Origin of the sequence: Bradyrhizobium sp. U531 (assembly GCF_051710265.1) — a bacterium.
In the GTDB taxonomy this organism is placed as follows: Bacteria; Pseudomonadota; Alphaproteobacteria; order Rhizobiales; family Xanthobacteraceae; genus Bradyrhizobium.
The window spans coordinates 259,768-283,693 of the sequence record NZ_JASVEN010000008.1 but is presented as its reverse complement, the minus strand read 5'-3'; the positions used below and the strand labels follow the sequence as shown (position 1 = coordinate 283,693).

General features: G+C 65.4%; 22 protein-coding genes, 1 tRNA gene and 1 pseudogene. 13 read left to right on the top strand and 11 right to left on the bottom strand.

Translation table 11 applies throughout. The annotated features are described in order from the left end of the window. Nucleotides 1–84: 84 nt before the first annotated feature. The 3 genes from QRQ56_RS30375 (at nucleotide 85) to QRQ56_RS30365 (ending at nucleotide 3,937) form a co-directional block, all read left to right on the top strand. Entirely contained in the window at nucleotides 85–876 is a 792-nt protein-coding gene (locus QRQ56_RS30375) for an enoyl-CoA hydratase (protein WP_438744948.1), read from the top strand. Between the two features lie 2 nt (nucleotides 877–878). Next, entirely contained in the window at nucleotides 879–1,628 is a 750-nt protein-coding gene (locus QRQ56_RS30370) for a hypothetical protein (RefSeq protein ID WP_438744989.1), read from the top strand. 191 nt (nucleotides 1,629–1,819) lie between these two features. Beyond that, on the top strand, nucleotides 1,820–3,937 hold the full coding sequence (locus QRQ56_RS30365) for an acetate--CoA ligase family protein (protein ID WP_438744947.1): 2,118 nt from the start codon (nucleotides 1,820–1,822) through the stop codon (nucleotides 3,935–3,937). Between the two features lie 162 nt (nucleotides 3,938–4,099). Here QRQ56_RS30365 and QRQ56_RS30360 read toward each other — a convergent pair whose 3' ends face one another. From QRQ56_RS30360 to QRQ56_RS30350, 3 genes are read right to left on the bottom strand one after another with little or no spacing between them, the layout of a single operon-like run. Continuing rightward, nucleotides 4,100–4,912, bottom strand: a complete 813-nt coding sequence (locus QRQ56_RS30360; protein WP_438744945.1) for an enoyl-CoA hydratase/isomerase family protein — start codon at nucleotides 4,910–4,912, stop codon at nucleotides 4,100–4,102. Between the two features lie 40 nt (nucleotides 4,913–4,952). Continuing rightward, nucleotides 4,953–6,113, bottom strand: coding sequence for an acyl-CoA dehydrogenase family protein (locus QRQ56_RS30355; RefSeq protein WP_438744944.1), 1,161 nt, complete (start codon nucleotides 6,111–6,113; stop codon nucleotides 4,953–4,955). Nucleotides 6,114–6,129: 16 nt separating this feature from the next. After that, complete coding sequence (locus QRQ56_RS30350) at nucleotides 6,130–7,194, bottom strand: acyl-CoA dehydrogenase family protein (protein WP_438744943.1); 1,065 nt, start codon at nucleotides 7,192–7,194, stop codon at nucleotides 6,130–6,132. A gap of 276 nt (nucleotides 7,195–7,470) precedes the next feature. On the opposite strand from QRQ56_RS30350, the gene QRQ56_RS30345 reads away from it, so the two are divergent. Beyond that, nucleotides 7,471–8,256 carry an SDR family NAD(P)-dependent oxidoreductase gene (locus QRQ56_RS30345; RefSeq protein ID WP_438744941.1) on the top strand — a complete coding sequence of 262 codons (786 nt, stop codon included), beginning with the start codon at nucleotides 7,471–7,473 and terminating at the stop codon, nucleotides 8,254–8,256. Between the two features lie 195 nt (nucleotides 8,257–8,451). Here QRQ56_RS30345 and QRQ56_RS30340 read toward each other — a convergent pair whose 3' ends face one another. Both QRQ56_RS30340 and QRQ56_RS30335 read right to left on the bottom strand, forming a co-directional pair. Further along, nucleotides 8,452–8,724: a GlsB/YeaQ/YmgE family stress response membrane protein gene (locus QRQ56_RS30340; protein ID WP_083636342.1), complete on the bottom strand. Its 273-nt coding sequence runs from the start codon at nucleotides 8,722–8,724 to the stop codon at nucleotides 8,452–8,454. Between the two features lie 40 nt (nucleotides 8,725–8,764). Then, nucleotides 8,765–9,364, bottom strand: a complete 600-nt coding sequence (locus tag QRQ56_RS30335) for a YidB family protein (RefSeq protein WP_438744940.1) — start codon at nucleotides 9,362–9,364, stop codon at nucleotides 8,765–8,767. A gap of 161 nt (nucleotides 9,365–9,525) precedes the next feature. On the opposite strand from QRQ56_RS30335, the gene QRQ56_RS30330 reads away from it, so the two are divergent. Beyond that, a complete protein-coding gene (locus QRQ56_RS30330; RefSeq protein WP_438744939.1) occupies nucleotides 9,526–10,533 on the top strand; it encodes a 2-dehydropantoate 2-reductase in 1,008 nt (335 codons plus the stop codon). 18 nt (nucleotides 10,534–10,551) lie between these two features. Beyond that, on the top strand, nucleotides 10,552–10,767 hold the full coding sequence (locus QRQ56_RS30325; RefSeq protein WP_438744938.1) for a hypothetical protein: 216 nt from the start codon (nucleotides 10,552–10,554) through the stop codon (nucleotides 10,765–10,767). Nucleotides 10,768–10,981: 214 nt separating this feature from the next. Here QRQ56_RS30325 and QRQ56_RS30320 read toward each other — a convergent pair whose 3' ends face one another. Next, nucleotides 10,982–11,602: a hypothetical protein gene (locus QRQ56_RS30320; protein ID WP_438744937.1), complete on the bottom strand. Its 621-nt coding sequence runs from the start codon at nucleotides 11,600–11,602 to the stop codon at nucleotides 10,982–10,984. Nucleotides 11,603–11,833: 231 nt separating this feature from the next. On the opposite strand from QRQ56_RS30320, the gene QRQ56_RS30315 reads away from it, so the two are divergent. The 6 genes and pseudogenes from QRQ56_RS30315 to QRQ56_RS30290 all read left to right on the top strand — a co-directional run bounded on the left by QRQ56_RS30315 (nucleotide 11,834) and on the right by QRQ56_RS30290 (nucleotide 17,805). After that, a complete protein-coding gene (locus QRQ56_RS30315; protein ID WP_438744936.1) occupies nucleotides 11,834–13,351 on the top strand; it encodes an AMP-binding protein in 1,518 nt (505 codons plus the stop codon). 22 nt (nucleotides 13,352–13,373) lie between these two features. Continuing rightward, nucleotides 13,374–14,012 carry an RraA family protein gene (locus tag QRQ56_RS30310; protein WP_438744935.1) on the top strand — a complete coding sequence of 213 codons (639 nt, stop codon included), beginning with the start codon at nucleotides 13,374–13,376 and terminating at the stop codon, nucleotides 14,010–14,012. A 29-nt stretch (nucleotides 14,013–14,041) separates the two neighbouring features. Further along, nucleotides 14,042–14,413: a cupin domain-containing protein gene (locus QRQ56_RS30305; RefSeq protein WP_438744933.1), complete on the top strand. Its 372-nt coding sequence runs from the start codon at nucleotides 14,042–14,044 to the stop codon at nucleotides 14,411–14,413. A 49-nt stretch (nucleotides 14,414–14,462) separates the two neighbouring features. Then, the gene (locus QRQ56_RS30300) at nucleotides 14,463–15,419 is read left to right on the top strand and encodes a tripartite tricarboxylate transporter substrate-binding protein (RefSeq protein ID WP_438744931.1); all 957 of its coding nucleotides are present in this window, start codon (nucleotides 14,463–14,465) and stop codon (nucleotides 15,417–15,419) included. A 102-nt stretch (nucleotides 15,420–15,521) separates the two neighbouring features. Beyond that, nucleotides 15,522–15,598 (top strand) — tRNA-Arg (locus QRQ56_RS30295). Nucleotides 15,599–15,798: 200 nt separating this feature from the next. Further along, nucleotides 15,799–17,805 (top strand): annotated as a pseudogene (locus QRQ56_RS30290) (SPFH domain-containing protein). Between the two features lie 113 nt (nucleotides 17,806–17,918). On the opposite strand, the gene QRQ56_RS30285 reads toward QRQ56_RS30290, so the two are convergent. Continuing rightward, complete coding sequence (locus QRQ56_RS30285; protein WP_438744929.1) at nucleotides 17,919–19,310, bottom strand: NAD-dependent succinate-semialdehyde dehydrogenase; 1,392 nt, start codon at nucleotides 19,308–19,310, stop codon at nucleotides 17,919–17,921. A 173-nt stretch (nucleotides 19,311–19,483) separates the two neighbouring features. Here QRQ56_RS30285 and QRQ56_RS30280 point away from each other — a divergent pair, with 173 nt between their 5' ends. Continuing rightward, complete coding sequence (locus QRQ56_RS30280) at nucleotides 19,484–20,623, top strand: amidohydrolase/deacetylase family metallohydrolase (RefSeq protein WP_438744927.1); 1,140 nt, start codon at nucleotides 19,484–19,486, stop codon at nucleotides 20,621–20,623. A 34-nt stretch (nucleotides 20,624–20,657) separates the two neighbouring features. Here the strand turns inward: QRQ56_RS30280 and QRQ56_RS30275 are convergent, their stop codons facing one another. The 4 genes from QRQ56_RS30275 to QRQ56_RS30260 all read right to left on the bottom strand — a co-directional run bounded on the left by QRQ56_RS30275 (nucleotide 20,658) and on the right by QRQ56_RS30260 (nucleotide 23,923). Beyond that, nucleotides 20,658–22,268 (bottom strand): ABC transporter substrate-binding protein, encoded by a 1,611-nt coding sequence (locus QRQ56_RS30275; protein ID WP_438744925.1) that lies wholly within the window; start codon nucleotides 22,266–22,268, stop codon nucleotides 20,658–20,660. 163 nt (nucleotides 22,269–22,431) lie between these two features. Beyond that, nucleotides 22,432–22,998, bottom strand: coding sequence for a TlpA family protein disulfide reductase (locus QRQ56_RS30270; RefSeq protein ID WP_438744923.1), 567 nt, complete (start codon nucleotides 22,996–22,998; stop codon nucleotides 22,432–22,434). 22 nt (nucleotides 22,999–23,020) lie between these two features. Further along, nucleotides 23,021–23,482 carry a DsrE family protein gene (locus QRQ56_RS30265; RefSeq protein ID WP_438744921.1) on the bottom strand — a complete coding sequence of 154 codons (462 nt, stop codon included), beginning with the start codon at nucleotides 23,480–23,482 and terminating at the stop codon, nucleotides 23,021–23,023. Nucleotides 23,483–23,494: 12 nt separating this feature from the next. After that, complete coding sequence (locus tag QRQ56_RS30260; protein ID WP_438744919.1) at nucleotides 23,495–23,923, bottom strand: DoxX family protein; 429 nt, start codon at nucleotides 23,921–23,923, stop codon at nucleotides 23,495–23,497. Nucleotides 23,924–23,926: the final 3 nt, after the last annotated feature.

The following is a 23,926-nucleotide window of genomic DNA, read 5'->3' as shown; positions in this document are numbered from 1 at the left end:
CAGCAGTGACGGTCGAAAAATGGATTCCGGGCTCGCGCTGCGCGCGCCCCGGAATGACGGAGCAAAACAACAAGGAGACGCCCAGTGAGCAACGACATGGTCCTGCAGAAGCTCGAAGGCGGGCTGCTCACCATCACGATGAACCGCCCCGAGCGGAAGAACGCGCTCAACCCCGAGATGGTGGCCGGGCTCGTCGAAGCGGCGCGGCGTGCGGCCGACGATCCCGAGGTGCGCGCCGTGCTGTTCAAGGGCGCCGGCGGCTCGTTCTGCGTCGGCGGCGATGTCAAGTCGATGGCGGCCGGCCGCGCGCCGCTGCCGTTCGAAGTGAAGATGGCGAATCTGCGCCGCGGCATGGAGGTCTCGCGCATCCTGCATCAGATGCCGAAGCCCGTGGTGGCGCAGCTCGATGGCGCCGCGGCCGGCGCCGGCCTGTCGATGGCGCTGTCCTGCGACCTGCGCATCGCATCCGAATCCTGCAAGATCACCACCGCCTTTGCCAAGGTCGGCTTTTCCGGCGATTACGGCGGCACCTATTTCCTCACCCAGCTGATCGGCAGCGCGCGGGCGCGCGAGCTCTATCTGATGTCGCCGGTGCTCACCGCCAGGGAAGCGCATACGATCGGCATGGTGACGAAGGTGGTGCCAGACGCCGAGATCGATGCCGCCGCGCACGAGGTCGCATTGTCGCTGGCGCAGGGGCCGTCGATCGCGCTCGGCTTCATCAAGCGCAACATCAACAATGCCGAGCATCTGCCGCTCGAAGATTGCTTCGACGGCGAGGCGATCCATCACACCCGCTGCGGCGACACCGAGGACCACAAGGAAGCCGCCAAGGCCTTCGTCGAAAAGCGCAAGCCGACTTTCAAGGGCGCATGACCATGGCGCCCTATATGCGGCTGCGACAGATCTGCCTGGTTGCGCCGCAGCTTGCGCCGGTCATCTCCGACATCGCGGAGATCATGGGCCTTTCCGTCTGCTACCGTGACGGCAATGTCGCGAAGTACGGCTTGGAGAACGCGCTGCTCCCGGTCGACACCATCCTGCTGGAGGTGGTCGCCCCCTTCAAGGATGGCACCACGGCCGGCCGCTTCATCGAGAAGACCGGCGGTCGCGGTGGCTACATGGCGATCTTCTGCTGCGACGATCCCGACGCGCACGGCCGCCGCGCCAACGCGATGGGCGTGCGTACCGCCAACGTCATCGACCACGCGCCCTATCACGGCGTGCAGCTCCACCCCCGCGACTGCCGCGCCGCCTTCATCGAGTTCAACCACACCGAAGGCAGCGATGATATTCTGGGCGCGTACCCGCCGGCGGGACCGGACTGGCAAAAGTCCATCCGCAAGGACGTGACGCAGGCGCTGGTCGCGGTCGAGATGCAGAGCCCGGACCCGCAGGGGCTGGCGGAGCATTGGGGCAAGATCATCGGCGTCGCGGCGGATAGTTCCGAGTTGAAGCTGCCCAATGCCACGTTCCGCTTCGTCAAGGGCGCCGGCGAGATCATGAGCGCGCTGGAGTTTCGGGTGACCGATCCTGCGAGCGTGCTGCATGCCGCGAAGGCGAGGGGGCTTGCGGTGGCGGGCAATGAGTTCCTGCTGGGCGGGGTGACGTTCCGGCTTGTAGCTTGAGCTCTTGCCTTCGTAGCTCTCAATCCGTCATCCTGAGTGCGAGTGATGGGGCGTGAAGCGCCCCATCGGGAGCCTCGAAGGATGGGCGGCCCGGCTGGTGGCCGTGCATCCTTAGAGGCCTCCGCTATGCTCCGGCGCCTCAGGATGACGGGCAAGACAGTGCGGCGTTTGCACGAAGAAGGGATCACCTCATGCCGCATCCGCTCGACAGCTTCTTCGCGCCCGCCAGCATCGCGCTGATCGGAGCCTCGCGGGATCACGAGAAGATCCCGGGCCGGCTACTGTCGATGCTGCGCAAGAACGAGTATCCCGGGAAGATCTACCCGGTGAACCCGAACTACGCCGATATCGACGGGCTCCCCTGCTACAAATCGATCGCGGAGATCGGCGCGCCGATCGACCTTGCCGTCGTCATCATTCCCGCCCGCGCCGTGCTCGCCGCGCTCGAGCAATGCGCCGCCGCCGGCGTCGGGAATGCCGTCATCATCTCCTCCGGCTTTGCCGAGGAAGGCGGCGACAGCGCGGCGATGCAGGATGCTATCGCGGCGCTGGCAAAACGTACGGGGATGCGGATCTCCGGTCCGAATGCCGAGGGCTTCTTCAGCCAGGTGCAGCGCGTGGCGGCGACATTCAGTCCGGCCGTCGACGTCAAGCCTGGTGTGGTGCCGCTGGACGCGACGACGCGGCGGATCGGCATTGTCGCGCAGAGCGGCGGCATCGGCTTTGCCTATTATCATCGCGCGCGGGCGCTCGGCGTTGCCGTCAGTTACGTCGTCAGCGCCGGCAATGAATCCGACCTCGGCGCCGGCGAGTTCCTGGATTATCTGGTGCAGGATCCCTCGACCGACGTCGTCCTGCTGTTCATCGAAGGCATTCGCGACGTCGACAAATTTCTCGCTGCCGCACGCCGCGCCGCGGAGATCAAGAAGCCCGTCATCGTCACCAAGGTCGGCCGTTCAGGCGCCGGCCAGCGTGCCGCGGCTTCGCATACTGCGAGCATGGCCGGCTGGTCGGCCGCCTATGACGCGGTGTTCGCAAAATACGGTTTCATCGTCTCAAACGACCTCGACGAAGCCCTGACGATCGCGGCTCTGCTCGTCAGCAATCCGCTGCCGAAGGGCGACCGGGTTGCCGTCGTCACCGTCTCAGGCGGCGCCGGCATCTGGGGCGCCGATGCCGTCGCGCTGCAAGGCTTGCAGGTGCCGGAGCTCTCCGAGCAGATCCAGGCCGGAATCAAGACATTGATGCCGTCTTACGGCTCGGCGCGCAATCCGATCGACGTCACCGCGCAGGGCGTGACGTCAGGCGGCCTGCAGAAAAGTGTCGATGTGCTCACCGCCTCCGACGAGGTCGATGCGATCCTGGTCGTGCTGTCGCTGTCGAGCGAGGTGCGCAAGCCGTTCAAGGACGAGGAATTGAAGCCGGCGCTGTCTGCGCAGCGCAAGCCGGTGGTGTTCTATTCCTACACGGTGCCCTCCGACTTCGCGCGGCGCGAGCTTGCCAAATCCGGCGTCGTCGTGCTCTCGGGCCTCACCCATGTCGGCGTCGCGCTGCGCCGGCTGGTCGATTACGCCGGGTTCAAGCTGCCGAAGCCAGCGGACGAGGCGCGGCTGCCGCCACGCGATCTCTCCGCGCATCTTGCATCGCGCTCCCTGTCCGAAGCCGACAGCAAGGCGATGCTGCGCACCGCCGGCATCGCGCTGCCGGACGAGGTGCTGGTGAAGGACAAGGCCGGGCTCGACGACGCGCTCGCCCGCGTCGGTCTTCCGCTGGTGATGAAGATCCAGTCGCCGGACATCGCGCACAAGAGCGAGGTCCGCGGTGTCCGCGTCAACATCACCACCAAGGGCGAGGCGTTCCTCGCATTCGAAGCCTTGCTCAACAATGCGCGCAAGCATCGGCCGGAGGCGGACATCCAGGGCGTGCTGGTCGGGCCAATGGCGCCGAAGGGCGTCGAGATCATCGTCGGCACGATGACGAATGAGACCTTTGGTCCGATGGTGATGGTGGGCCTCGGCGGCATCACGACGGAGCTGTTTCGGGACGTGGTCTATCGTCCGGCACCGGTGAGCGCGGAAGAGGCCGGTGCGATGCTGGCGGGATTGAAGGCGGCGCCGCTACTGAACGGATTTCGCGGGGCTGCGAAGGCGGATGTTTGGGCTTTGTCGGAGTTGATCGCCGATATCTCCGTGCTCGCCGCGAGGCACGCACAGGAGATCGCGGAGATCGAGCTCAACCCGGTGCTGGTGCATCCGGAGGGGCAGGGTGCGACGATCGTCGATGCATTGGTGGTGGGGCGGCGAAGTTAAGCCCTCTCCCCTTGTGGGAGAGGGTAGCCCGCCGCGATAGCGGCGGGACGGGTGAGGGGTCTCTCTCGGCGTACACATCGTGAGAGGATCAAGCTCGGAGAGAGACCCCTCATCCGGCGCTTCGCGCCACCTTCTCCCACAAGGGGAGAAGGAAGAAAGGACTCACCTTCCCTTGAAGTTCGCCGCGCGCCGCTCTTCCGTGGCTTTCACGCCTTCCTTGAAATCCTCGGTCGCGCGCAGGCGGGTCTGTTCGGCGAGCTCGTGATTGGTCGCGGCCATCACGCGGTCGGCAAGTCCGTTGCGCATGGTGGCGCGGGTGGAGAGCAGGCCGAGCGGGGAGCATTCGGCGATCTCGCCTGCGAGCTTCATCGCTTCCGCTTTGACCTGGTCCTGCGGCGCCAGCACATTGGCGAGGCCCCACTTGACGGCTTCTTCGCCGGTGACACGGCGGCTGGTGTAGAACATCAGTTCGGCGTTGTTCTTGCCGATCAGCTCGGGCAGCGTCGTCGTCAGGCCGAAGCCGGGATGGAAGCCAAGCTTGGTGAAGTTCGCGGAGAAGCGTGCTTCGGGGCAGGTGACGCGGAAATCCGCCGACACGGCAAGGCCGAGGCCGCCGCCGATGGCGGCGCCCTGCACGGCGGCGACGATCGGCTTCTTGGCGCGGAAGATGCGCACGGCCTGGATGTAGAGATGGTTGATCGCGCCGAGGCTGTCGGCGGGGTCGCCCTTCTTCTCGCTTTCACGCGCTTCCTGCGCCTGCCGTGCCGGATCCTGGAAGTTGGCGCCGGCGCAGAACGCCTTGCCCTGCGCCGAGAGAACCGAGGCGCGGATCTCGATGTCGCGGTCGAACTCGTCGAGCGCATCCGCGATCTGGTTGATCAGCGAGATGTCGAAGAAGTTCAGCGGCGGGCGACGGATCTCGATGGTGCCGACGTGTCCGACCTTCTCGACGCCGATATCTTTATAGGTGCTCATGATGTCCTCGAAGCGTTAGCGCAAGCCCGGTCCTGCGCGACTAGCGCAAACCAAGTCCGCGGGCGATGATGCCGCGCAGCACTTCCGTGGTGCCGCCCTGGATGGTGAGTTTCGGTGCGGTCTTGATCGCGAAGTCGAGCTGGCGCTCCAGCGTCTCGCGATTGGTCGCGGTCTCCTCGACGAAGGCCGCAAGATCGCGCACGCGGTGCGGAAGCTGCTGCTCCCAGACCGTGCCGATGTCCTTGACGATGGACGCCTCGACCACCGGCTCCTTGCCGGCCTCGAGCATGCCCGCGACCGAAACCGACATGCGCCGCATGGTGTGAAGCTGGGCGACGAGCCGGCCGATGCCTTCGGCGCTGCGCGTGTCCGGGTTGGGACCGACCGCGCGGACCAACTCGGTCAGCACGTAATAGGTTTCGAGGAAGCGCTCGGGGCCGGAGCGCTCATAGGCGAGCTCGCTGGTCGCCTGCTTCCAGGCGCCGTCGACCTCGCCGAGCACGTGGTCATCGGGCACGAAGAAGTCGGTGAAGACGACCTCGTTGAACTCGTACTGGCCGGTGATCTGGCCGATCGGGTTCACCTCGATGCCCGGCTGCTTCATCTTGACCAAAAACTGCGTCAGGCCGTGACGGCGGTTTTCCTTGGTCGGCTGTGACGTGCGGAAGATCGCGATCATGTAGTCGGCGATGTGCGCCGACGAGGTCCAGATCTTGGTGCCGTTGATGAGATAGCCGCCGTCGGTCTTGGTCGCGCGCGTCTTCGCGGCGAACAAATCGGAGCCGGAGTTCGGCTCGCTCATGCCGATGGCAAAGCAGATCTCGCCACGGCAGATCCGCGGCAGGATCTCCATCTTGATGTGCTCAGGCGCGTATTTGATCAGCACCGGCCCGCTCTGGCGGTCGGCGACGAAGAAGCGCCGCGTCGGCGCGTTGGCGACGCGCATCTCCTCGGTCACGACGTAGCGTTCGAGGAAGGAGCGCTCCTGGCCGCCGTATTTCTTCGGCCAGGTCATGCCGAGCCAGCCCTTGGCTCCGACCCGGCGGGAGAATTCCGGCGCGTCGGTGTCTTCGCGGTTGGGCTTGTGCGGATCGAAGGTGCCGGCGGCGATCTCCTCGGCGAGGAAGGCGCGCACTTCCTTGCGGAGTTGCTCGCACTTTTCGGGCAGGCGGATCGGGTCGAAACGAAGGGCAGCGGTCATGTGTGTCTTTCCCTGATCAGCGCGACGCCACGAGCGGCCACAATTCGTCGGCGCCGCGGTTTGCGACCAGCTTGCCGAGCTCGACGGCCCAGTGGCTCTCCGAGCCGAAATCGTCGCGCCAGGCCAGCGCCCGCAGCGAGTAGCGGTGCAGGATGTGCTCCATGGTGAAGCCGATCGCGCCGTGCACCTGATGCGCGATGGCGCCGCCCTTTTCGGCCGCTTCCGCGCAACGGATCTTGGCCGAGGCGGCTTCGAGATAGACCGCATCGTCGAACGCCTCGGCGTTGGCGATGGCGTCGGCTGCCGAGGTCGCGGCCGCCAGCGCTGCGGCGGATTCGCCGGCGAGGCGGGCGAGGTTGTGCTGCACCGCCTGGAATTTCGAGATCTTCTTCTCGAAGGCGACGCGCTCGTTGGAATAGCGCACGGAGATGTCGAGCATCGATTCCAGCGCGCCGGCGATTTGCAGGCTGCGCGCAACGCCGCCCATCAGCATCAGGGTGGTCTGGTCAACGCCATCCGGCGCCGGCTTGATGGTGACCGGCTGGACTTTGTCGAGCGTCACGGTGTCGCTGTGGTCGTAACCGACATTGAGGCCGGATTCGATCCGGCCCCTGCCGGCATCGACCAGCGCGATCACCGCGCCGTCCTTGCCCTGCGCGAGCACCGCAAAATGCTTGGCCGCTTTCGCAAAAGGCACGCCGCGGGCGCGGCCGGAGAGCGAGCCGTCGGCAGCGAGGGAGATGCGGTCCTTCGGAGAGGCCGGCAGCACCGTCATCTCGCCTTCGGGCGAGGCGATCTTCGCCCGCGCCAGCAGCCAGCCCGCCAGCATGGTTTCGGCCAGGGGAACCGCGACCGCGAAGCGGCCGGCGGCGTTCAGCAAGGCAAAACCGTCGGCGAGGCTCGCGCCGGAGCCGCCGAGATCGTCAGGCACCCAGGACAGCGGCAGGCCGGCTTCGCTCAGCGCCTGCCAAAGCGGCGACTGCCAGGCGTTCTTCTTGTCGTTGTTGATGGTTTGCGGATCGGCGAGATCGGCGAAGATCTTCTCCGCGGTCTCGACGACGATGTTGTCACTCTCCGCCACAGCGTTCCCCGTGCTTTTTCCGTTGGCGCGTCCCGCCTGGTCGAGCGAGCCGCGCAGGTCTTCTTGGTAAGTCTTCTTGCGCCCGATGATCCGAAAAAGCCATGGCCCTGACAAGCGTTGATCGCAGGTCAACCTGCGGCGCGGGCATGGGGCAAGGATCAATAGGAGGCTAATTCCGCTTAGCGGAGTTTGGTCGATTTGCAGGGCGCCGCAAACTCGCTAAACAGGGTCAACTCATCTAGGGCTCGCATCAGCGACACGGGGAAGGAAATCGAGATGGCCAACGACAATCTGTGCGCAATCGTGACGGGGTCTGCCTCCGGCCTTGGCGCTGCAACGGCGGCAATTCTCGCAGCGAGCGGGGCGCGGCTTCTCATCAACTATTCGTCGAGCCAGAAGGAAGCCGAGGCCACGGCCGAGCTCTGCCGCAAGGCCGGCGCGGCGGAGGTGCTGGTCGCACAGGGCGACGTGTCAAAGGACGACGACTGCCGCAAGATCGTTGCGGCCGCGAGCGGCTGGGGCCGGCTCGACATCCTCGTCAACAATGCCGGCACCACCAAGCATGTCGCTCACGCCGATCTCGACGGTCTGTCGGCTGAAGATTTCCAGCGCCTGTACGGGGTCAACACCATCGGCCCGTTCCAGATGGTGCGCGCCGCACGCAGCCTGCTCGAGGCCGGCGCCAAGGCTTCGGGGCGGCCCTCCGCCGTCGTCAACGTGTCCTCGGTCGCCGGCATCAGCGGCGTCGGCTCCTCGATTGCGTACGCCGCCAGCAAGGGTGCGCTCAACACCATGACGTTGTCGCTGTCGCGCGCGCTGGCGCCGCTGATCCGCGTCAACACGGTGTGCCCCGGCTATATCGACACGCCCTGGTTCACCAAGGGTCGCGGCGAGGCCGGCGCCAAGCAGGTGCGCGACAGCGTGGTGGCGAAGGTGCCGCTGAAGGTCGCATCAAGCGCGGACGACATCGCCCAGCTGGTCTGCTTCCTGGCGATGCCGGCCTCCAGCAACATGACCGGCGAGGTCGTGCGCATGGATGCGGGGATGCATCTGATTACGTGAGCTCGCGCTCCAATCTCCGCTGTCATCCCCGCCTAGTGCGCAATTGCGCACGGGGCGCGGGGATCGATAACCACAGGGAGTGGTTGTTGCGCTAACTGGTAACTCCGAGTCTTCGCCAAACTCCTGCTGCGGCGTATGGGTCCCGGATCTGCGCGCGCTTAGTGCGCGCTTGTCCGGGACGACACCGAGTCTTGGTCACCCCTTGATCACGCCGCTCGCCACCAGCCGGTGCCAGATGAACAGCACCACCACCGCGCCGATCGTGGCCATGATGAAGCCGGCGCCCTGATCGGGGCTGTAATGGCCGATGGCCTGGCCGACGAAGGTCGCCAGAAACGCGCCGGCGATGCCGAGGATGGTGGTGAGGATGAAGCCGCTCGGATTGTTCGGCCCCGGTGCAAGCCAGCGCGCGATGAGGCCGGCGATGAAGCCGACGACGATGATCCACAACAGGCCGCCCATGCTCATGAGTGTGCTCCCCTTCCCGAAAGCGTCGATCGAGGTCTGATTAGAGTCTGCCCGAGATCTCGTTCTCGGTCGGCAGCCGTCCGTCCGGCGTCAGATGGTCGATCACCTGCGGCAGATATTGGCTGAGGCCGTTGAGCAGCTCGTCGCGCGACAGGCCGCTTTGGGCGGACAGGCTCTCGATCTGGTCGGCGCCGAGTGCGCTGGCGAGGTCGCCCGGTGCGATCGGCTTGTTCTGGCCCTTGCCGACCCAGGAATTCGCGGTGTCGCCGTGGCCGCCCTGTTGAAGCTGGTTGAGAAGATCGCCGAGGCCGCCGCTCAGCACGCTGCCGGCCGCGCCGCCCGCGAGCAGGCCGCCGAGCCCGCCCTTGAGAAGATCGCCGAGACCACCCGTGCCAATGCCGCCGGGAAGCGCGTTACCGGTCGTATTCACGGGCGTCGGAGGCGGCAGCGGCGAGCGCTGCTGCGATCCCGACGCCGCCCCGGGCTGGCCCGCGGTCAGATGCTTGAACGCCTTCCAGGCGAGCAGGCCGAGCAGCGCCATGGTCATGGGCGACATGCCGCCGGAGGATTTCTCGGAGCTTGGCGTCGAGGGACCGCGCGGGCCGTTCTGCATGCCGTTGAGGACGTCGAGTAGACCCATGGTGCTCTCCTTTGGCGTCTCGTCCGGCGAATGCTCGCCGCTGACTGCCCCCGGGGGGAAAACATATGGGGCACTCATGACCGTTACAAGTCGAATGCGACGCGATTGGTTGCCGGCCTTGCCTCTGCTATCGAAGGCCGGTCATTCGGGGAGCAAGCTCAGTGGTTGCGGATCGACCGATCGTGGTGGCCGGCGCCGGCGCCATCGGCTGTTTCGTCGGCGGCATGCTGGCGGCCGGCGGCCGCCGTGTCGCACTGCTGGCGCGGCCGCGGGTGAAGACCGAGATCGAACGGTTCGGCCTGCTCCTGACCGATTTCGACGGCACCGAGAAGAAGCTCGGCGCGGGCCAGCTCGCGCTGTCGGAGGATCCGGCGATCCTTCACAGTGCAGGCATCGTGCTGGTGACGGTGAAGAGCGCCGACACCGCCGATGTCGCCGACCAGATCGCGTGGCATGCGCCCGAGGATGCGGTGATCGTCTCGCTGCAGAACGGTGTCGGCAACGTTGCGGTGCTGCGCGAGCGTCTCGACGGCCGCCGCGTGCTTGCCGGCATGGTGCCGTTCAACGTGATCGGGATGGGCGAGGGGCGTTTCCACCGCTCGACCTCCGGCGACATCCATATCGGCGCGGACGCCGGGAACACCGCCGCTACGCTTTCGGTCCCGGGTCTTGCGGTGCGCGCGAGCAAGGACATCACCGGCGTGCAATGGGGCAAGCTGATCATCAACCTGAACAATGCCCTCAGCGCGTTGTCGGACATGCCGCTCGCCGCGCAATTGGCGAGCCGCGACTGGCGAAGATTGTTCGCCGACCAGATGGCGGAGGGGCTCGCCGCGTTGAAGGCCGCCGGCATCACGCCGGTCTCGGCAACGCCGATCCCGATGAACTGGTCTCCGACCTTGCTGCGGCTGCCGGATGCGGTCTTCAAAGCGATCCTGGGGCGGACGATGAAGATCGATCCCGAGGCGCGCTCCTCGATGTGGCAGGACCTGAAACATGGCCGCAGGACCGAGATCGACTATCTGCAAGGAGCCGTGATCGCGCTCGCCGAGCAGAACCATGTCGACGTGCCGCTGATGCGCCGCATTGTTGCGCTGATCAGGGAGGCCGAAGCCGCCGGCAACGGTCCGCCGCGGCTGACGCCGCAGCAGATCCGTGGCGTGGCCTGAGCGAGGAGGAGGAACGCGATGAAGCGTTGTTGGATGACGGGACTGGCGCTGGCAATGGTGTGCGTCGCATCGACGCGGGCCTATGCAAGGCCACCGACGGTCCAGACCTCTCCGGGCTATGACAGGCGCTTGCAGGAGAGCAGGTCGCAACTCGGCAGCTCGCCGACGGTCACGGCGCCGGCGGATGTGCCGGTGGCCAAACCGAAGCACGGCAAGAAGAAGCACAAGAGCTGAGGCACATTCTCCGCCGTCGTCCCGGACAAGCGCGCCCTAAGCGCGCGCCGATCCGGGACCCATAACCACAGGGAGAAGTTTGGCGAAGACTCGTGGTTGCCTGCGCGCGCAACAACGTCTTCCTGTGGCTATGGGTCCCGGATCTGCGCTCACGCTTGTCCGGGACGACAGCGGAGTGTGTGGCGGCAGCGGAATGAAGCCGAGGCCTACGAGCTCAGCCCTTCTTCGCCGGCTTGCTCGGCGTCGGGTTGAACAGCTTCTTCAGGTCGTTCAGGCCTTCCGAGAGCCGTGGCCATTCGCAGGAGAAGGAGCCCTTGGTGCAGGGTCCGCCCTTTCGTTGGCCAACGGTCTGCTGCACCTTCGGCCGCTCGACCGGTACCGGCACGCGCTCGACCTCGGTGCGCAGCGCGACCTGCTGAAGCCGCTGCGCCTGTTGCTCCTGCTGCTCGCGCTGTTGGCGCGCCATGGCCTGAGCCGCCTCGTTGCTGCGCCGCTCCTTGGCGAGATAGGCGGTGTAGGCTTCGTCGATCTTCTTCTGCTCCTCCGGCGTCGGGTTGGGCCCGGCGATGTCGAAGGTGCGATCCTGCAGGAAGTCGTAATAGGAATAGCCGCCCCCTGCCTTGCGGCGGCCGGCGAACTTGGCGTTGCAATTGGCGAGCGCCGAGGTCTTCTCGGCCTTGGTCGCGGCCTTCTCGGCGGCGTCCGCGCATTCCTCGAAGTCGACCGGCGCGCGTTTCCACCATTGCGCCTGGGCATGCGTGTGCGTCAGCAGAAGAGACCCTGCTGCGGCAACGAGAAAAAGCGCCGCACGACGCAATGCAATTACTGACGACATTCTACGAGAGCATTCCCTGGAAAACTCAACCCCAACTGAGTCGAGCCAGATTTTTGCCTCTTTATCGCCGGCTTGTCACCCTTGGAACCCGGGAATTTCATGGCTGGGATGCTGACATTTTGGGCTTGACGTGGCGTAGGAGTCACAGCGCGGAGCTGGCAAGCTGCTACTCTTCGCCTTGCTGGCGCCTCACCTGAGGCGACGCCAAGAACACGAAAATGGAAACGCTCGATGTTGCTGCCTTTGTCCGATGTCCCACGCTGGTATGCCGAACGCAAACCGCAAGACACGATTGCCATCCGTCACGGGCAGGATACGCTGACATGGGACGAGCTCGAGCGCGGCGCCAATCGACGCGCGCGGGCGTTCATGGCCAAGGGCGTCAAGCCGGGCGACTTCGTGGCGATCGGCTTGCCCAACGGGAATGCGTTCTTCGAGACGTCCTTCGCGGTGTGGAAGTGCGGGGCAACGCCGACCTCGCTGTCATGGCGGCTGCCGCGCGGCGAAGCCGCAGCTGTGCTCGACATTCTCAAGCCCGCGCTGGTGGTCGGCGGCGAAGCCGACTGGAACGCGCCGAACCGTCTGCCCGCCGACTTCGTGCCGCAAGGCTTTTCGGACAAGCCGCTCAACCCGCCGGTCGCGCGCTACTGGAAGGCCATGACGTCGGGCGGCTCGACAGGGCGGCCGAAGGTGATCCTCGATCATCAGCCGGCGGTGACCGACACCGTCGCCGCGCCGCCGCTCAGCATTCCCTTCGGCGTCTCGCTGCTCAATCCCGGCCCGCTCTATCACAACGCGCCGTTCATCGTGTCGCATTACGCGCTGTTCACCGGCGGCCAGCTCACCGGCCTGACGAAGTTCGACGCCGAGGAGACGCTGCGCCAGATCGAACGCGAGCGCGTGCAATGGGTCAACTTCGTGCCGACCATGATGCACCGGATCTGGGCGCTGCCGGAGCACGTGCGCAACGCCTATGATCTGTCGAGCCTGCAGACCGTGTTTCACATGGCGGCTCCGATGCCGCCCTGGCTGAAGGAGAACTGGATCGCCTGGCTCGGGCCCGAGCGGATATGGGAGCTCTATGGCGGCACCGAGCGCCAGGGCTCCTGCATCATCTCGGGTACGGACTGGCTGACGCACAAGGGCTCGGTCGGCAAGATCGGCGAGATGGCGAAGCTTCGCATCATCGGCGAGGACGGCAAGGACGTCGCGCCCGGCGAGACCGGCGAGATCTATTTCCTCAACAATGACGGCAAGGACGCCACCTATCATTATCTCGGCGCCGAGCCGAAGCGCCGCAGCGACGGCTGGGAATCGCTCGGCGATATCGGCCGGCTGGATGCGGACGGCTATCTCTATCTCGGCGACCGGCTCGCCGACATGGTGTTGCGCGGCGGCGCCAACATCTACCCGGCCGAGGTCGAGGCCGCCGTCTCCGAAGCGCCCGGCGTGCGCTCCTGCGTGGTGGTCGGGCTGCCCGATCCGGAATTGGGCCAGCGCGTGCACGCCATCATCGAGCCGGAGGCGGATGCGGACGGCCAGGCCATCGCCGACGGCATGGCGGATTTCCTGAAGGACCGGCTCAGCCGCTACAAGCACCCCGAGAGCTTCGAGATCGTTAGCGCGCCGCCGCGCGACGATTCGGGCAAGGTTCGCAGAACGCTGTTGCGCGACGAGCGCGCAGCATGGATGAAGGAAGGGCGCGCCTTCCGCATCATGCCGGCCAAGGCGCCGGCGCACGCCGAGTAATTGACGGAAGGATTTTTGGGACATGACGATCACCATCGCAGCGAACAGCGTGCCGAAGCCGCCGGCCGAGATCATCGAGGGCTTTCGCGGTGCGCCGACTTCGGTCATTTCAGACAATCTCGCCCGGCTCCCCGGCGCGGTCGGGCTCAAGCCCTATCATCGCGGCGCTAAGCTGGTCGGGACGGCCTTCACCGTGCGGACCCGCCCCGGCGACAATCTCGCCATCCATCGCGCGCTCGAGCTGGTCGGTCCCGGCGACGTCATCGTGGTCGACGGCGGCGGTGACGAGACCCGCGCGCTGGTCGGCGAGATCATGAAGAACATCGCGCAATGGCGCAAAGCCGAAGGCTACGTCATCGACGGCGCGATCCGCGACGTCGCGTCCTTCGCGGCCGACGACTTTCCTTGCTACGCCCGCGCGGTGATCCATCGCGGCCCCTACAAGAACGGTCCTGGTGAGATCAACGTGCCTGTTTCGATCGGCGGCAGCGTGATTGCGCCCGGCGACATCGTGGTCGGCGACGAGGACGGTGTGGTGTCGTTTCCTGCCGCGGGCGCGGCCGCCTTGCTGGAAGCCGTGCGCGCCCAGATCGCGCGCGAGGAGGAGACGATGAAGGCGATCCGCGAGGGTCGATATCAGGGCTCCTACGGCAAGTCCTGATCGGAAGCAAAACGCAAGGGGAGGACGGCATGAGCCAGAAGGACGAATTCCACAACATCGATAATCCCGCCGACGGCCTGTTCCGCGAGCTCGCGGCGGGCGTGACCACGCGCATCTTCTCCGGCGAGCAGGCGATGCTGTCGGTGGTGACGCTGGCGCCGCATGCGCAGGGCACGCTGCATCATCACCCCGAGGAGCAATGGGGCGTGCTGCTCGACGGCTCCGCCATCCGCGTCCAGGGTGACGAGGAGATCGCCGTGAAGAAGGGCGATTTCTGGCGCACGCCCGGCCACGTGCCGCACACGATGCGCGCCGGCCCCGACGGAGCCCGCGTGCTGGACATCTTCAGTCCGCCTCGGCCAGAATACAAGAAAGCGGGGTCGGGCTTCGGCACGACCTAGTCAGCGCCAAAGAGCAAAAAGCCGGGCGCAAAACAAAAGGGAGGGGACCATGACGATCACACGACGGACGCTGCTGGCCGCACCGGCCATTCTCGCATTGACGCCGGCGCGCGCGCAGGCCGGCAAGATCACGCTGGTGGTGCCGTTTCCGCCAGGCGGCTCGACCGATGCGATGGCGCGACTGCTGCAGGCCAGCCTGCAGACGAAGCTCAACCGCATCGTCGTGGTCGAGAACAAGTCCGGCGCGGCCGGCGCGCTCGGGGCCGCGCAGGTCGCCAAGAGCCCGGCGGACGGCACCTCGTTCCTGGTCACCTTCGATTCCCACGCGGTGATCCCGTCGATCCTCGACAAGCCGCCGGTGGACGTCGAGCGCGAGCTGATGCCGGTGCTGCTGGTCGGCACCGCGCCTTACGTGATCGCGGCCGGCGCCGGCCGTCCCTACAAGAGCTTTGCCGACGTGGTGGCGGCCTGCAAGGCAACGCCGGGCGCGGTGAAATATGCCTCCGTCGGCATCGGCACGCTCGGCCATCTCGCCATGACCGTGCTCGGCAGCAAGGCCGGCGTCGAGATCATGCACGTGCCCTATCGCGGCGGCGGGCCGGCCATGAACGACGTGCTCGGCGGCCATGTCGATCTCATCGCGGGATCGGCGGCGCTGGTCGCCGCCCAGCTCGGCACCAACATGCTGCATCCGGTCCTGCAGCTCGGCCGCGAGCGGCTGGCGGCCCTGCCTGATACGCAGACCGCGATCGAGGCGGGCTTTCCCGATTTCGAGACGCTGGCCTGGTGGGGCATCTTCGCCCCCGCCGGCACGCCGCCCGACATCGTCGCGGCCTTCGCGGCAGCGTCCAAGGAGATCCTGAGCGAGCCCGCGACCGCCACCCAGCTCAAGGAGACGCAGCACATGACGCTGCTGCTCCAGGACGGCGCCGCCTTCAAGACCTTCTTCGACAAGCAGGTCGCCTATTGGGGCAAGGTGGTGAAGGACAACAATATCAAGGCGTGAAGGGCGCCGGGGACGGCTGCATTGATCGAGGCAAGGGCTTCCGGTTCGGCCCTCGCTTTGATATGTACACCTCAGGCAACCCGCCTCGTCGGCGGGTTCCGCGGTCCCGTAGCTCAGCCGGATAGAGCGGCGGTTTCCTAAACCGTAGGTCGCATGTTCGAGTCATGCCGGGATCGCCAGTCTAAAATGCGGCTTTTCAGAAGTTTTCGCTGACTCTTTCCAGCTCTCCCGTCAATCCTCCAATAAAAAAAGATTGGCACGGCTTTACGCGACCTCCGGCTTGCGGAGGACGGGCCGTATTCACATCTCCGCTCCTGCAATCCTGGGGTGTGGCTTTGGTTAACTTAAGCCGCCCAGTTGCGAATTGTGGAGATGAACTATGGACTTCAATGGTTTCAATGGCGCCTGGCTGATCCAGCCGACGCTTTGGGCCGCGGCTGCGATCGCGCTCGTCATCGTGCTGCGGCTGGCCAATATCTTTCGTTACATTCCGAACAACCAGGTCGGCATCGTCGAGAAGCTGTGGTCGACGACCGGGTCGATCGAGGGCGGCTTCATCGCGCTGAACGGTGAGGCCGGCTACGAGCCGGAAGTGCTGCGCGGCGGCCTGCACGTGTTCTTTCCGTTCATGTACCGGATCCACAAATCGGATCTGGTCACGGTCGGACAGGGCAAGATCGCCTATGTGTTCGCACGCGACGGCGCGCCGCTCGGCGCCTCACAGGTGCTCGGCGCCAACGACAGCGAAGACAGGTCGGACTTCGAGAACGCGCGGCGTTTCCTGCTCGGCGGCGGACAGAAGGGACCGCAACGCAAGGTCCTGCGTGAGGGCACCTATGCGATCAACACCACGCAGTTCGCGATCATCACCGACGAGCGCGTCTACGGCCATGCCCTCAGCGAGCAGGAGCGCGGCGTGCTTGACGCCATGCAGCTCACCATCGCTGAGCGCTGGGGCTTTGCGCCCGTCGTGCTCGCGGCCGATCACGACCTCGTCGGCATCGTCACCGTGCATGACGGCCCGTCGCTGCCGCCGGGCGAGATCATCGCGCCCGAAGTCGGCGTCGAGCTGCGCGACTGGGAGACGTTTCACAACAATTTCCAGGAGCCCGAGCAATTCCTGCGGGCCGGCGGCTATCGCGGCCGGCAGCTCTAGGTCATCGTCGAAGGCACCTGGTACATCAATCGGCTGTTCGCGACCGTCGAGGCGGTCGCGAAGACGGTGATCCCGGTCGGCAATGTCGGCGTCGTCATCTTCTACACGGGGCCGCGGTCCGACGACGTGTCGGGCGAGCAATATCGTCATGGCGAGCTCGTGCTGAACGGCGGCCGCGGCGTCTGGAAGGACCCGCTGCTGCCCGGCAAATACGCGTTCAACACCTATGCCGGCAAGATCGAGATCATCCCGACCGTGAACTTCATCCTGAAATGGGTGCGTGGCGAGGTCGGCGCGATGAAGCTGGACGAGAACCTGTCGGAGATCTCGCTGATCACGAGGGATGCGTTCGAGCCGACGCTGCCGCTCTCGGTGGTGATGCATATCGACTACAAGAAGGCGCCGATGATCATCCAGCGCTTCGGCGACGTGAAGAAGCTGGTCGAGCAGACGCTCGACCCGATGGTCAGCGCGTTCTTCAAGAACATCGCGCAGAAGATGACGCTGATCGAGCTGCTCCAGAACAGGGCGCAGATCCAGGAGGAATCGGCGGCGCAGATGAAGGCGAAGTTCGAGAGCTATTCGCTCGACCTCCAGGAGGTCCTGATCGGCACGCCGCGTGCGGCGAACGGCGACCACACCATCGAGAACATCCTGATCCAGCTCCGCTCGCGCCAGATCGCGCGCGAGCAGATCGAGACCTACCAGGAGCAGGAGAAGGCCGCGGTGCAGGAACGCGCGCTGAACGAGGCCAAGGCGACGGCGGCGGCGCAGTCGGCGCTGACGCAATCGCTCATCCAGATCAAGGTGAACGAGAACGAGGGTGCCGCGGCGCTCGCCCGCGCGCAGAAGGACGCCGAGACGCGAAAGGTGACGGCCGCCGCGGTCGGTCAGCAGTCGCGGCTCGAAGGCCAGGGCGAGGCCGATCGCGTGCTGTCGGTCGGCGCCGCCAACGCGCAGGCGACGAAACTCGCGGTCGACGCCTATGGCGGACCGGAGTTCAGGTTGGCCGAGCAGAACTTTGCGAAGTTCGCGGAAGCCCTGACCAAGATCAACCAGCCGCTGGTGCCGCAATTCTTGATGTCCGGCGGGCAGGGCCAGGAAAGCAGCAATGCGGGTCTGATCCCGACTGCGATGCTGAGCTCGATGTTCGGCCGTATGATGCCCGACGCGCTGGAGCGGCTGAAGGACGAGGCGCCGCGAGCGGATCGCAAACCCAACGGGCACTGATCGCGGTCGGCTTGCCTCCGCCGAGGTGAAGTTCATCGATCATCGGGCGCGGCGTTCATGCCGCGTCCGATGCTGTCGAGGGAGATGCCAGCGCCCCCGATCCGGGCGGTCGATCAGAAGCGGGCGTCGATATCGACGACGTCGATCAGCTTGTGGTTGACGAATTCCTTGAGCCCGAGCCCGAGCAGTTCGCGGCCATAGCCGGATCGCTTGATGCCGCCGAACGGCAGGTCCGCTTCGACCTTGGTCGGATGATTGACGAACACCATGCCGGTCGAGATTTTTCGCGCGACTTCCGCGCCGTGTTTGGTGTCCGACGTGAACACCGATCCGCCGAGCCCGAACGGGGAGTCGTTTGCGATACGCACCGCGTCGGCTTCGTCCCTTGCGCGGAACAGCATGGAGACCGGACCGAAGAATTCCCAATAGCGGGCGGGATTGTCCTCGTTCACCTCGGTGAGGATCGTGGGCTGCACGAACGCGCCCTGGTTGGGCACCGACGGACCGACCTCCTCGGCTTTGGCGCCCTGCTTCACGGCCTGCTGAATCCTCTCCCGGATCTCGTCGGCTGCGTGCTGCGACGAGAGCGGCGCCAGCGTCGTCTCGGCATCGAAGGGGTCGCCTGCCTTCAGGGCGGCGACACCCTTGCGATAGCGCGCCAGGAATTCATCGTACACCTCGTCCACGATGATCATGCGCTTGGAGGAGACGCAGACCTGGCCGCCATTCCAGTGCCGGCCGAACACGGCCCATTTGACCGTCTTGTCCAGATCGGCATCGGCCAGGACGACGAACGCGTCGGCGCCGCCAAGCTCCATCGTCGATTTCTTCAGCGCCTTGCCGGCCTGGGCGGCGACGATCGCGCCGGCGTCCTCGGAGCCGGTAAGCGCGACACCGTGAACCCTGGGATCGTTGATGATCATCTCGACCTGCGAGCGGGTGGCGTAGAGCTTGGTGAAGCATCCCGCGGGCAGGCCGGCCTCATGCATGATGCGCTCGAACGCTGCAGCGCTCTGGGGTACGTTAGAGGCATGCTTCAGCAGGATGGTGTTGCCGGCCGACAGTTGCGGCGCAATGATGCGGGCGATCTGGTAATAGGGAAAATTCCAAGGCTCGATGGCGAGGATGACGCCAAGCGGATCGTGCACGATCATCGCCTCGCCTTCCGCCGGGTCTGCCACTGGCAGCTTCTCCGGCCGCAGCAACTGCTCGGCGTTGTTGACGTAATATTCGAAGATGCGCGCGCAGAGCTCGACTTCGGCCTTGGCCTCAGCGAACAGCTTGCCCATTTCCAGCGTCAGAAGCTTGGCATAAGTGTCGCAATCCCGCCGCAGAATGTCTGCCGCTTTTTGCAGCACCGCGGTTCGCGCCGAGATCGGCACCTCGCGCCAGGCGCGAAAGGCTGCGTCCGCCCGATCGATGGCCGCGCTGACCTCCTGATCGGTCGCGCTGGGAAAAGTCTTCAGAGTCTCGCCGGTATAAGGATTGATGGTGGCGTAGCTCATATCCGTCGTCCTTGGTGGGGGGAGATTGGCGGAAGCCGGATCGTTGCCGGCTTGCCGCTCGATCGGATCATAGGATTGCACCCGGCTACGACATTGACATGCATCATGTCGTGTTTATCGATGTGCGGAGGCGTTGACCCAAGCCGCATTCGGCCGCTCATCCGGAGACCATCATGCCTTTCGACCTGATCCTGCGCGGTGGCCGCGTGGTTGACCCCTCGCAGAAACTCGATGCCGTGACCGATGTCGCCTTTGCGAACGGCAAGGTCGCCGCCATCGGTACCGGGCTCAAGGCGGATCCGGGCACCGACGTGCGCGACGTCTCGAAATACATCGTGACGCCGGGACTGATTGACCTGCACACCCATGTCTATTGGGGCGGCACCTCGCTCGGCATCGACGCGGAAGAGTTCTGCCGGCTCTCCGGCGTCACCACCGCGGTCGACACCGGCAGCGCCGGGCCGGGCAATTTCGCCGGCTTCCGCAAGCATGTGATCGAGCCGAGCCAGGTTCGCATCCTTGCCTATCTGCACGTCTCGCATGCCGGCATCTTCGGCTTCTCGCACCGGATCATGGTCGGCGAGAGCGAGGAATTGCGGTTGATGAATCCGATCGAGGCGGCGAAGGTGGCCGATGCCAACCGCGATCTCGTCGTCGGCATCAAGGTGCGCGTCGGCCTGCATTCCTCGGGCACGTCAGGCATCGTGCCGCTCGACATCGCGCTCGAGGTCGCGAACGAGGTCGGCATGCCCCTGATGGCGCATATCGACCATCCGCCGCCGAGTTACGAGGAGGTGCTGGCGCGCTTGCGTCCCGGCGACGTGCTGACCCACGCGTTCCGGCCCTTCCCCAACACGCCGGCAACCGCGCAAGGCACGGTGAAGAAGGCGGTGCTGGACGCGCGTGAGCGCGGCGTGCTGTTCGACATCGGCCACGGCAAGGGCTCGTTCGCGTTCAAGACCGCGCGCGCGATGCTCGCCAACGGCTTCTATCCCGACACCATTTCCTCGGATATCCACCAGCTCTGCATCGACGGCCCGGCCTTCGACCAGGTCACGACCATGTCGAAATTTTTATGCATGGGCATGGAGCTGTCCGACGTGGTTGCGGCCTCGACGGTGAACGCCGCCATGGCGCTGCGCCGCCCCGAGCTCGGCAGCCTCAAGCCCGGCAGCGTCGGCGATGCCACGCTGATTGCGGTGAAGCAGGGCCAGTTCGACTATGAGGACGTCGTCGGCGAGCACCTGATCGGCGATCGCAAGATCGCCTCCGAAGGCGTCGTCATCGGCGGCCGCTGGTGGCATCCGAACTAGAGCTTCGTCTCACGGTGCTTGGGAGGCCGTAAGCCTACTCCTTCTTGTCCACATTCCAGAACATCGGCGTCGCCGGGCCGTCGATCACGCCGGTCAGTGATTTGCGCCATGCGCTCGGCGACTGGAACTGGCCGAGTGGCACGTAGATCACCTGATCATAAGCTTCCTTCTGCACTTCGAGGGCGATCTTTCTCTGTTCTTCCGGCGAGGTGGCGCGAGCGAAGGCGTCGCGCATCTCCTCGAGCTTGGGGTCCTCGGACCAACCGTACCAGCCGCCACTCGTACCCTTGCCACCCATCGGGACGTTGACCAGCGGGTTTAGGGAGTCAGCGGCGCCCTGGTAGGTGAAGAACATGTTCCAGCCGCCTTCCTTCGGCGACTTCTGGTTGGCGCGGCGGGTGACCAAGGTCTGCCAGTCCATCGCCTGAACGTCGACCTTGAATCCGGCCTCGCGCAGCAGCTGCGCGACCACGATCGGCTGCGCTTTCAGGAGAATCTGGTCGCCTGGCGCCAAGATCACCACGGGCGTGCCGTCATAGCCGGACTCTGCCAACGCCTTCTTCGCGTCCGCCATTCCGTTGCCCTTCATCAGTGTCTCGCCGCCGGCGTCGCTGGCCAGCGGCGTATCGCAGATGAAGAATGCGCCGCAGAACTTGTAGTATTTGGGATTGCCGATCTGGGCGTCGAGCACGTCTTTCTGGTTGATCGCGAGCAGCGCGGCGCGGCGGATCTTCACATTGTCGAACGGCGGATGCAGGAAGTTCATCCGGCCGAACGACTGGAAGCCGAACTTGTTCAAGATGGAAACAGTGATTTCCGGGTTGGACTCGAGCGCGGGCAGCATGTCGAACGGCGGAGTTTCAACGAAATCGACATCGCCGGATTGCAGCGCGTTGAGCGCGGTCTGCGCATCCGGCATCGTGATCCACTCGACACGGTCGACCTTGACCACCTTACCGCCCGATGTCCATTCGGCCGGCTCCTTGCGCGGCACATAGTCGGTGTTCTTTTCGTAGATGGCTTTCACGCCAGGCTGGAATTCGGCCGCGAGGAACTTGAACGGTCCGGAGCCGATCTGCTCCGGAATCTGCTTGGTGATCGGGGTCTCGGCCAACCGCTTGGGCATCATGAAGGCGACGACGGCCGACGGCTTGGCGATCGTCTCCAGCACCAAGCCATAGGGCTCCTTCAGCTTGAGCACGATCGTCTTGGCGTCCGTTGCCTCGACACCCGAAGTGAAGTCCATCAACTTGCGCGCCATGCCGTCGACGCTCGTAAACCAGCGCTTCAGCGAGGCGACGCAATCCTCCGCCGTCACCGGTGCGCCGTCATGCCACTTCAGGCCATCGCGCAAGGTGAAGGTGTAGGTCAGCTTGTCGGTGGATACCGTCCAGTCGGCCATCTGCGGCCGCACCTTGAAGCTGGAATCGATGCCGACCAGCGTGTCGTAGACCATATAGCCATGGTCGCGGGTGATGATGGCCGTCGTGAAGCCGGGATCGGTGACGCGGAGGTCCGATTGCATCACCGCAGTCAGGATTTTCTTTTCGCCTGCCGCAGATGCAGCCGACGTCCAGGCCATCTGAAGGGCCGATGGCGCAACAGCCGCAAGCTGAAGCAGTTCCCGGCGCGAGACGTGACCCATTCGCTATCCTCCCTGACCCAAACGAAACCAGATGGCGATTGCCCTTTTTGGGTGCAGCGTATGGTTTCACGCTGTCCCTTGCAATGGCAGGTTGTCTCGGACATCTGTTTCGTGGCGGATCGCGCGGCGCGACCCGTCATCGGAGGGGCTCGAATTGGGCGGATCAGCCCTGCTCGCGATAGAATTGCAGCAGGCGGCTGCCGGCCGGCGACAGCCAGTCCGGCGCGCCGGTGATATAGCCCTCGACGCGCCCGCTCATTCCGACGAGATAGGTGATGGGCATGCCGACGATCGAGAACATCTCGGTGGAGGCCTGCGCCGCCGCGCCATAGGCATCGACATAGCAGGCGAGGTTCGGCACGGCGAGGCCGCCGAGAAACGTGCGGACCTTGCGGAGATCCTTCGTATCGGTGCAGATCGCGACGATATCGAGCCGTTCGGGCCGCGCGCCGGCAAGGCTGGCCAGCATGGGCAGATCGAGTTTGCAGGCTGCGCACCAGGTCGCCCAGAAGTTCACCAAGGTGATGCGGCCCGGCTTCGCCGCAACCACGGCATCGCGGCCGTGCAAGTCCTGAAGCCTGAGCTGCGGCATCGGCGCGTGCGGACGCACCACCGTGAATTGGCTGCGGCCGGCCTCGAACACCGGTGGCCAACTGTCCTGCGCGTAGCCCGCGCGCAGCGAAGCGACAAGGATCGGCGCGGCGATCAGGATCGATCGCCGCGACAACATCGGTTCGCTAGTGTCGGCCGTCTCACGCATGGATGTAAGCAAAGCCCTTCAGCTGCAGATCGACGACGCGTCCGATGCCGAACGGGACGAGGTTCGCGCCTGATATCAGCGGAATTGAGACCTGCTCCTTGGCTTCCGCGATCGTCCTGGACGAGGCGCACATGCTGTAGGTGAGGTTCGGCACCGACTGCCGCAACATCGCCAGCGGCTCAGCCAGCGGTGTCTTGTCCGCGCGGAAGATGTCGATGCCCTTGCCGTTGGCGACGACCTCGATCGACGGCCGCGCGCCTTTCTCGGCAAAATGCTTGGCGAGATTGGCCGAATAACTGATCGCATGACCCATCACATAGGGCTCGTTGCTGTCGATCAGGATCACGACGCCCTCGGCGAGGCGATCGTCCTTGGCCGCGGCGCTGCCGCCGGCCGTGAGGATCGCGGTGCCGGCGAACAGGCCCCTGCGGGACCATCCATTGGCGGAGATCATGGTCGCTGCCGGTCAAAACTGACGCGGCGCGATCGGCGCCTTGTTATTGCGTCCCCACAGCACGAACAGGCTGAGGGCGAGCAGGACGACGTTGAGCGGCGCAACGTCAGCTTCGCCGCGCGAGAGGTGGAAGACGAGCGCGATCACTTGCAGCACCGCACAGCCGAGCGCGGCGAGCACGGTGAGCCGCGGCAGGATTCGCGTCAGGGCGGGCAGGAGGATGCCGAGCCCGCCGGCGAGGTCGACCAGCGCGATCGCGCGGACGAAGGTTTCGGAATATTGGCCGGCCCACGGCATCATCGCGGCCAGCTGGGGAATCGGGGTGGTCAGCTTCACGAACCCCGCCGAGATGAAGACGAAGGCGAGCAGGACCTGCGCGGCCCAGAGGCCGATGCGGAGGGCCCGGCCCGGGCCGGCGGTTTCGAAGGTGGTGGCAGACATGGT

Coding starts and splice junctions, on each gene's coding strand:
- QRQ56_RS30370 (WP_438744989.1), top strand. CDS start 879: ATGGCGCCCTATATGCGGCTGCGACAGATCTGCCTGGTTGCGCCGCAG.
- QRQ56_RS30365 (WP_438744947.1), top strand. CDS start 1,820: ATGCCGCATCCGCTCGACAGCTTCTTCGCGCCCGCCAGCATCGCGCTG.
- QRQ56_RS30360 (WP_438744945.1), bottom strand. CDS start 4,912: ATGAGCACCTATAAAGATATCGGCGTCGAGAAGGTCGGACACGTCGGC.
- QRQ56_RS30355 (WP_438744944.1), bottom strand. CDS start 6,113: ATGACCGCTGCCCTTCGTTTCGACCCGATCCGCCTGCCCGAAAAGTGC.
- QRQ56_RS30345 (WP_438744941.1), top strand. CDS start 7,471: ATGGCCAACGACAATCTGTGCGCAATCGTGACGGGGTCTGCCTCCGGC.
- QRQ56_RS30340 (WP_083636342.1), bottom strand. CDS start 8,724: ATGAGCATGGGCGGCCTGTTGTGGATCATCGTCGTCGGCTTCATCGCC.
- QRQ56_RS30335 (WP_438744940.1), bottom strand. CDS start 9,364: ATGGGTCTACTCGACGTCCTCAACGGCATGCAGAACGGCCCGCGCGGT.
- QRQ56_RS30325 (WP_438744938.1), top strand. CDS start 10,552: ATGAAGCGTTGTTGGATGACGGGACTGGCGCTGGCAATGGTGTGCGTC.
- QRQ56_RS30320 (WP_438744937.1), bottom strand. CDS start 11,602: ATGTCGTCAGTAATTGCATTGCGTCGTGCGGCGCTTTTTCTCGTTGCC.
- QRQ56_RS30315 (WP_438744936.1), top strand. CDS start 11,834: ATGTTGCTGCCTTTGTCCGATGTCCCACGCTGGTATGCCGAACGCAAA.
- QRQ56_RS30310 (WP_438744935.1), top strand. CDS start 13,374: ATGACGATCACCATCGCAGCGAACAGCGTGCCGAAGCCGCCGGCCGAG.
- QRQ56_RS30305 (WP_438744933.1), top strand. CDS start 14,042: ATGAGCCAGAAGGACGAATTCCACAACATCGATAATCCCGCCGACGGC.
- QRQ56_RS30300 (WP_438744931.1), top strand. CDS start 14,463: ATGACGATCACACGACGGACGCTGCTGGCCGCACCGGCCATTCTCGCA.
- QRQ56_RS30285 (WP_438744929.1), bottom strand. CDS start 19,310: ATGAGCTACGCCACCATCAATCCTTATACCGGCGAGACTCTGAAGACT.
- QRQ56_RS30280 (WP_438744927.1), top strand. CDS start 19,484: ATGCCTTTCGACCTGATCCTGCGCGGTGGCCGCGTGGTTGACCCCTCG.
- QRQ56_RS30275 (WP_438744925.1), bottom strand. CDS start 22,268: ATGGGTCACGTCTCGCGCCGGGAACTGCTTCAGCTTGCGGCTGTTGCG.
- QRQ56_RS30270 (WP_438744923.1), bottom strand. CDS start 22,998: ATGTTGTCGCGGCGATCGATCCTGATCGCCGCGCCGATCCTTGTCGCT.
- QRQ56_RS30265 (WP_438744921.1), bottom strand. CDS start 23,482: ATGATCTCCGCCAATGGATGGTCCCGCAGGGGCCTGTTCGCCGGCACC.
- QRQ56_RS30260 (WP_438744919.1), bottom strand. CDS start 23,923: ATGTCTGCCACCACCTTCGAAACCGCCGGCCCGGGCCGGGCCCTCCGC.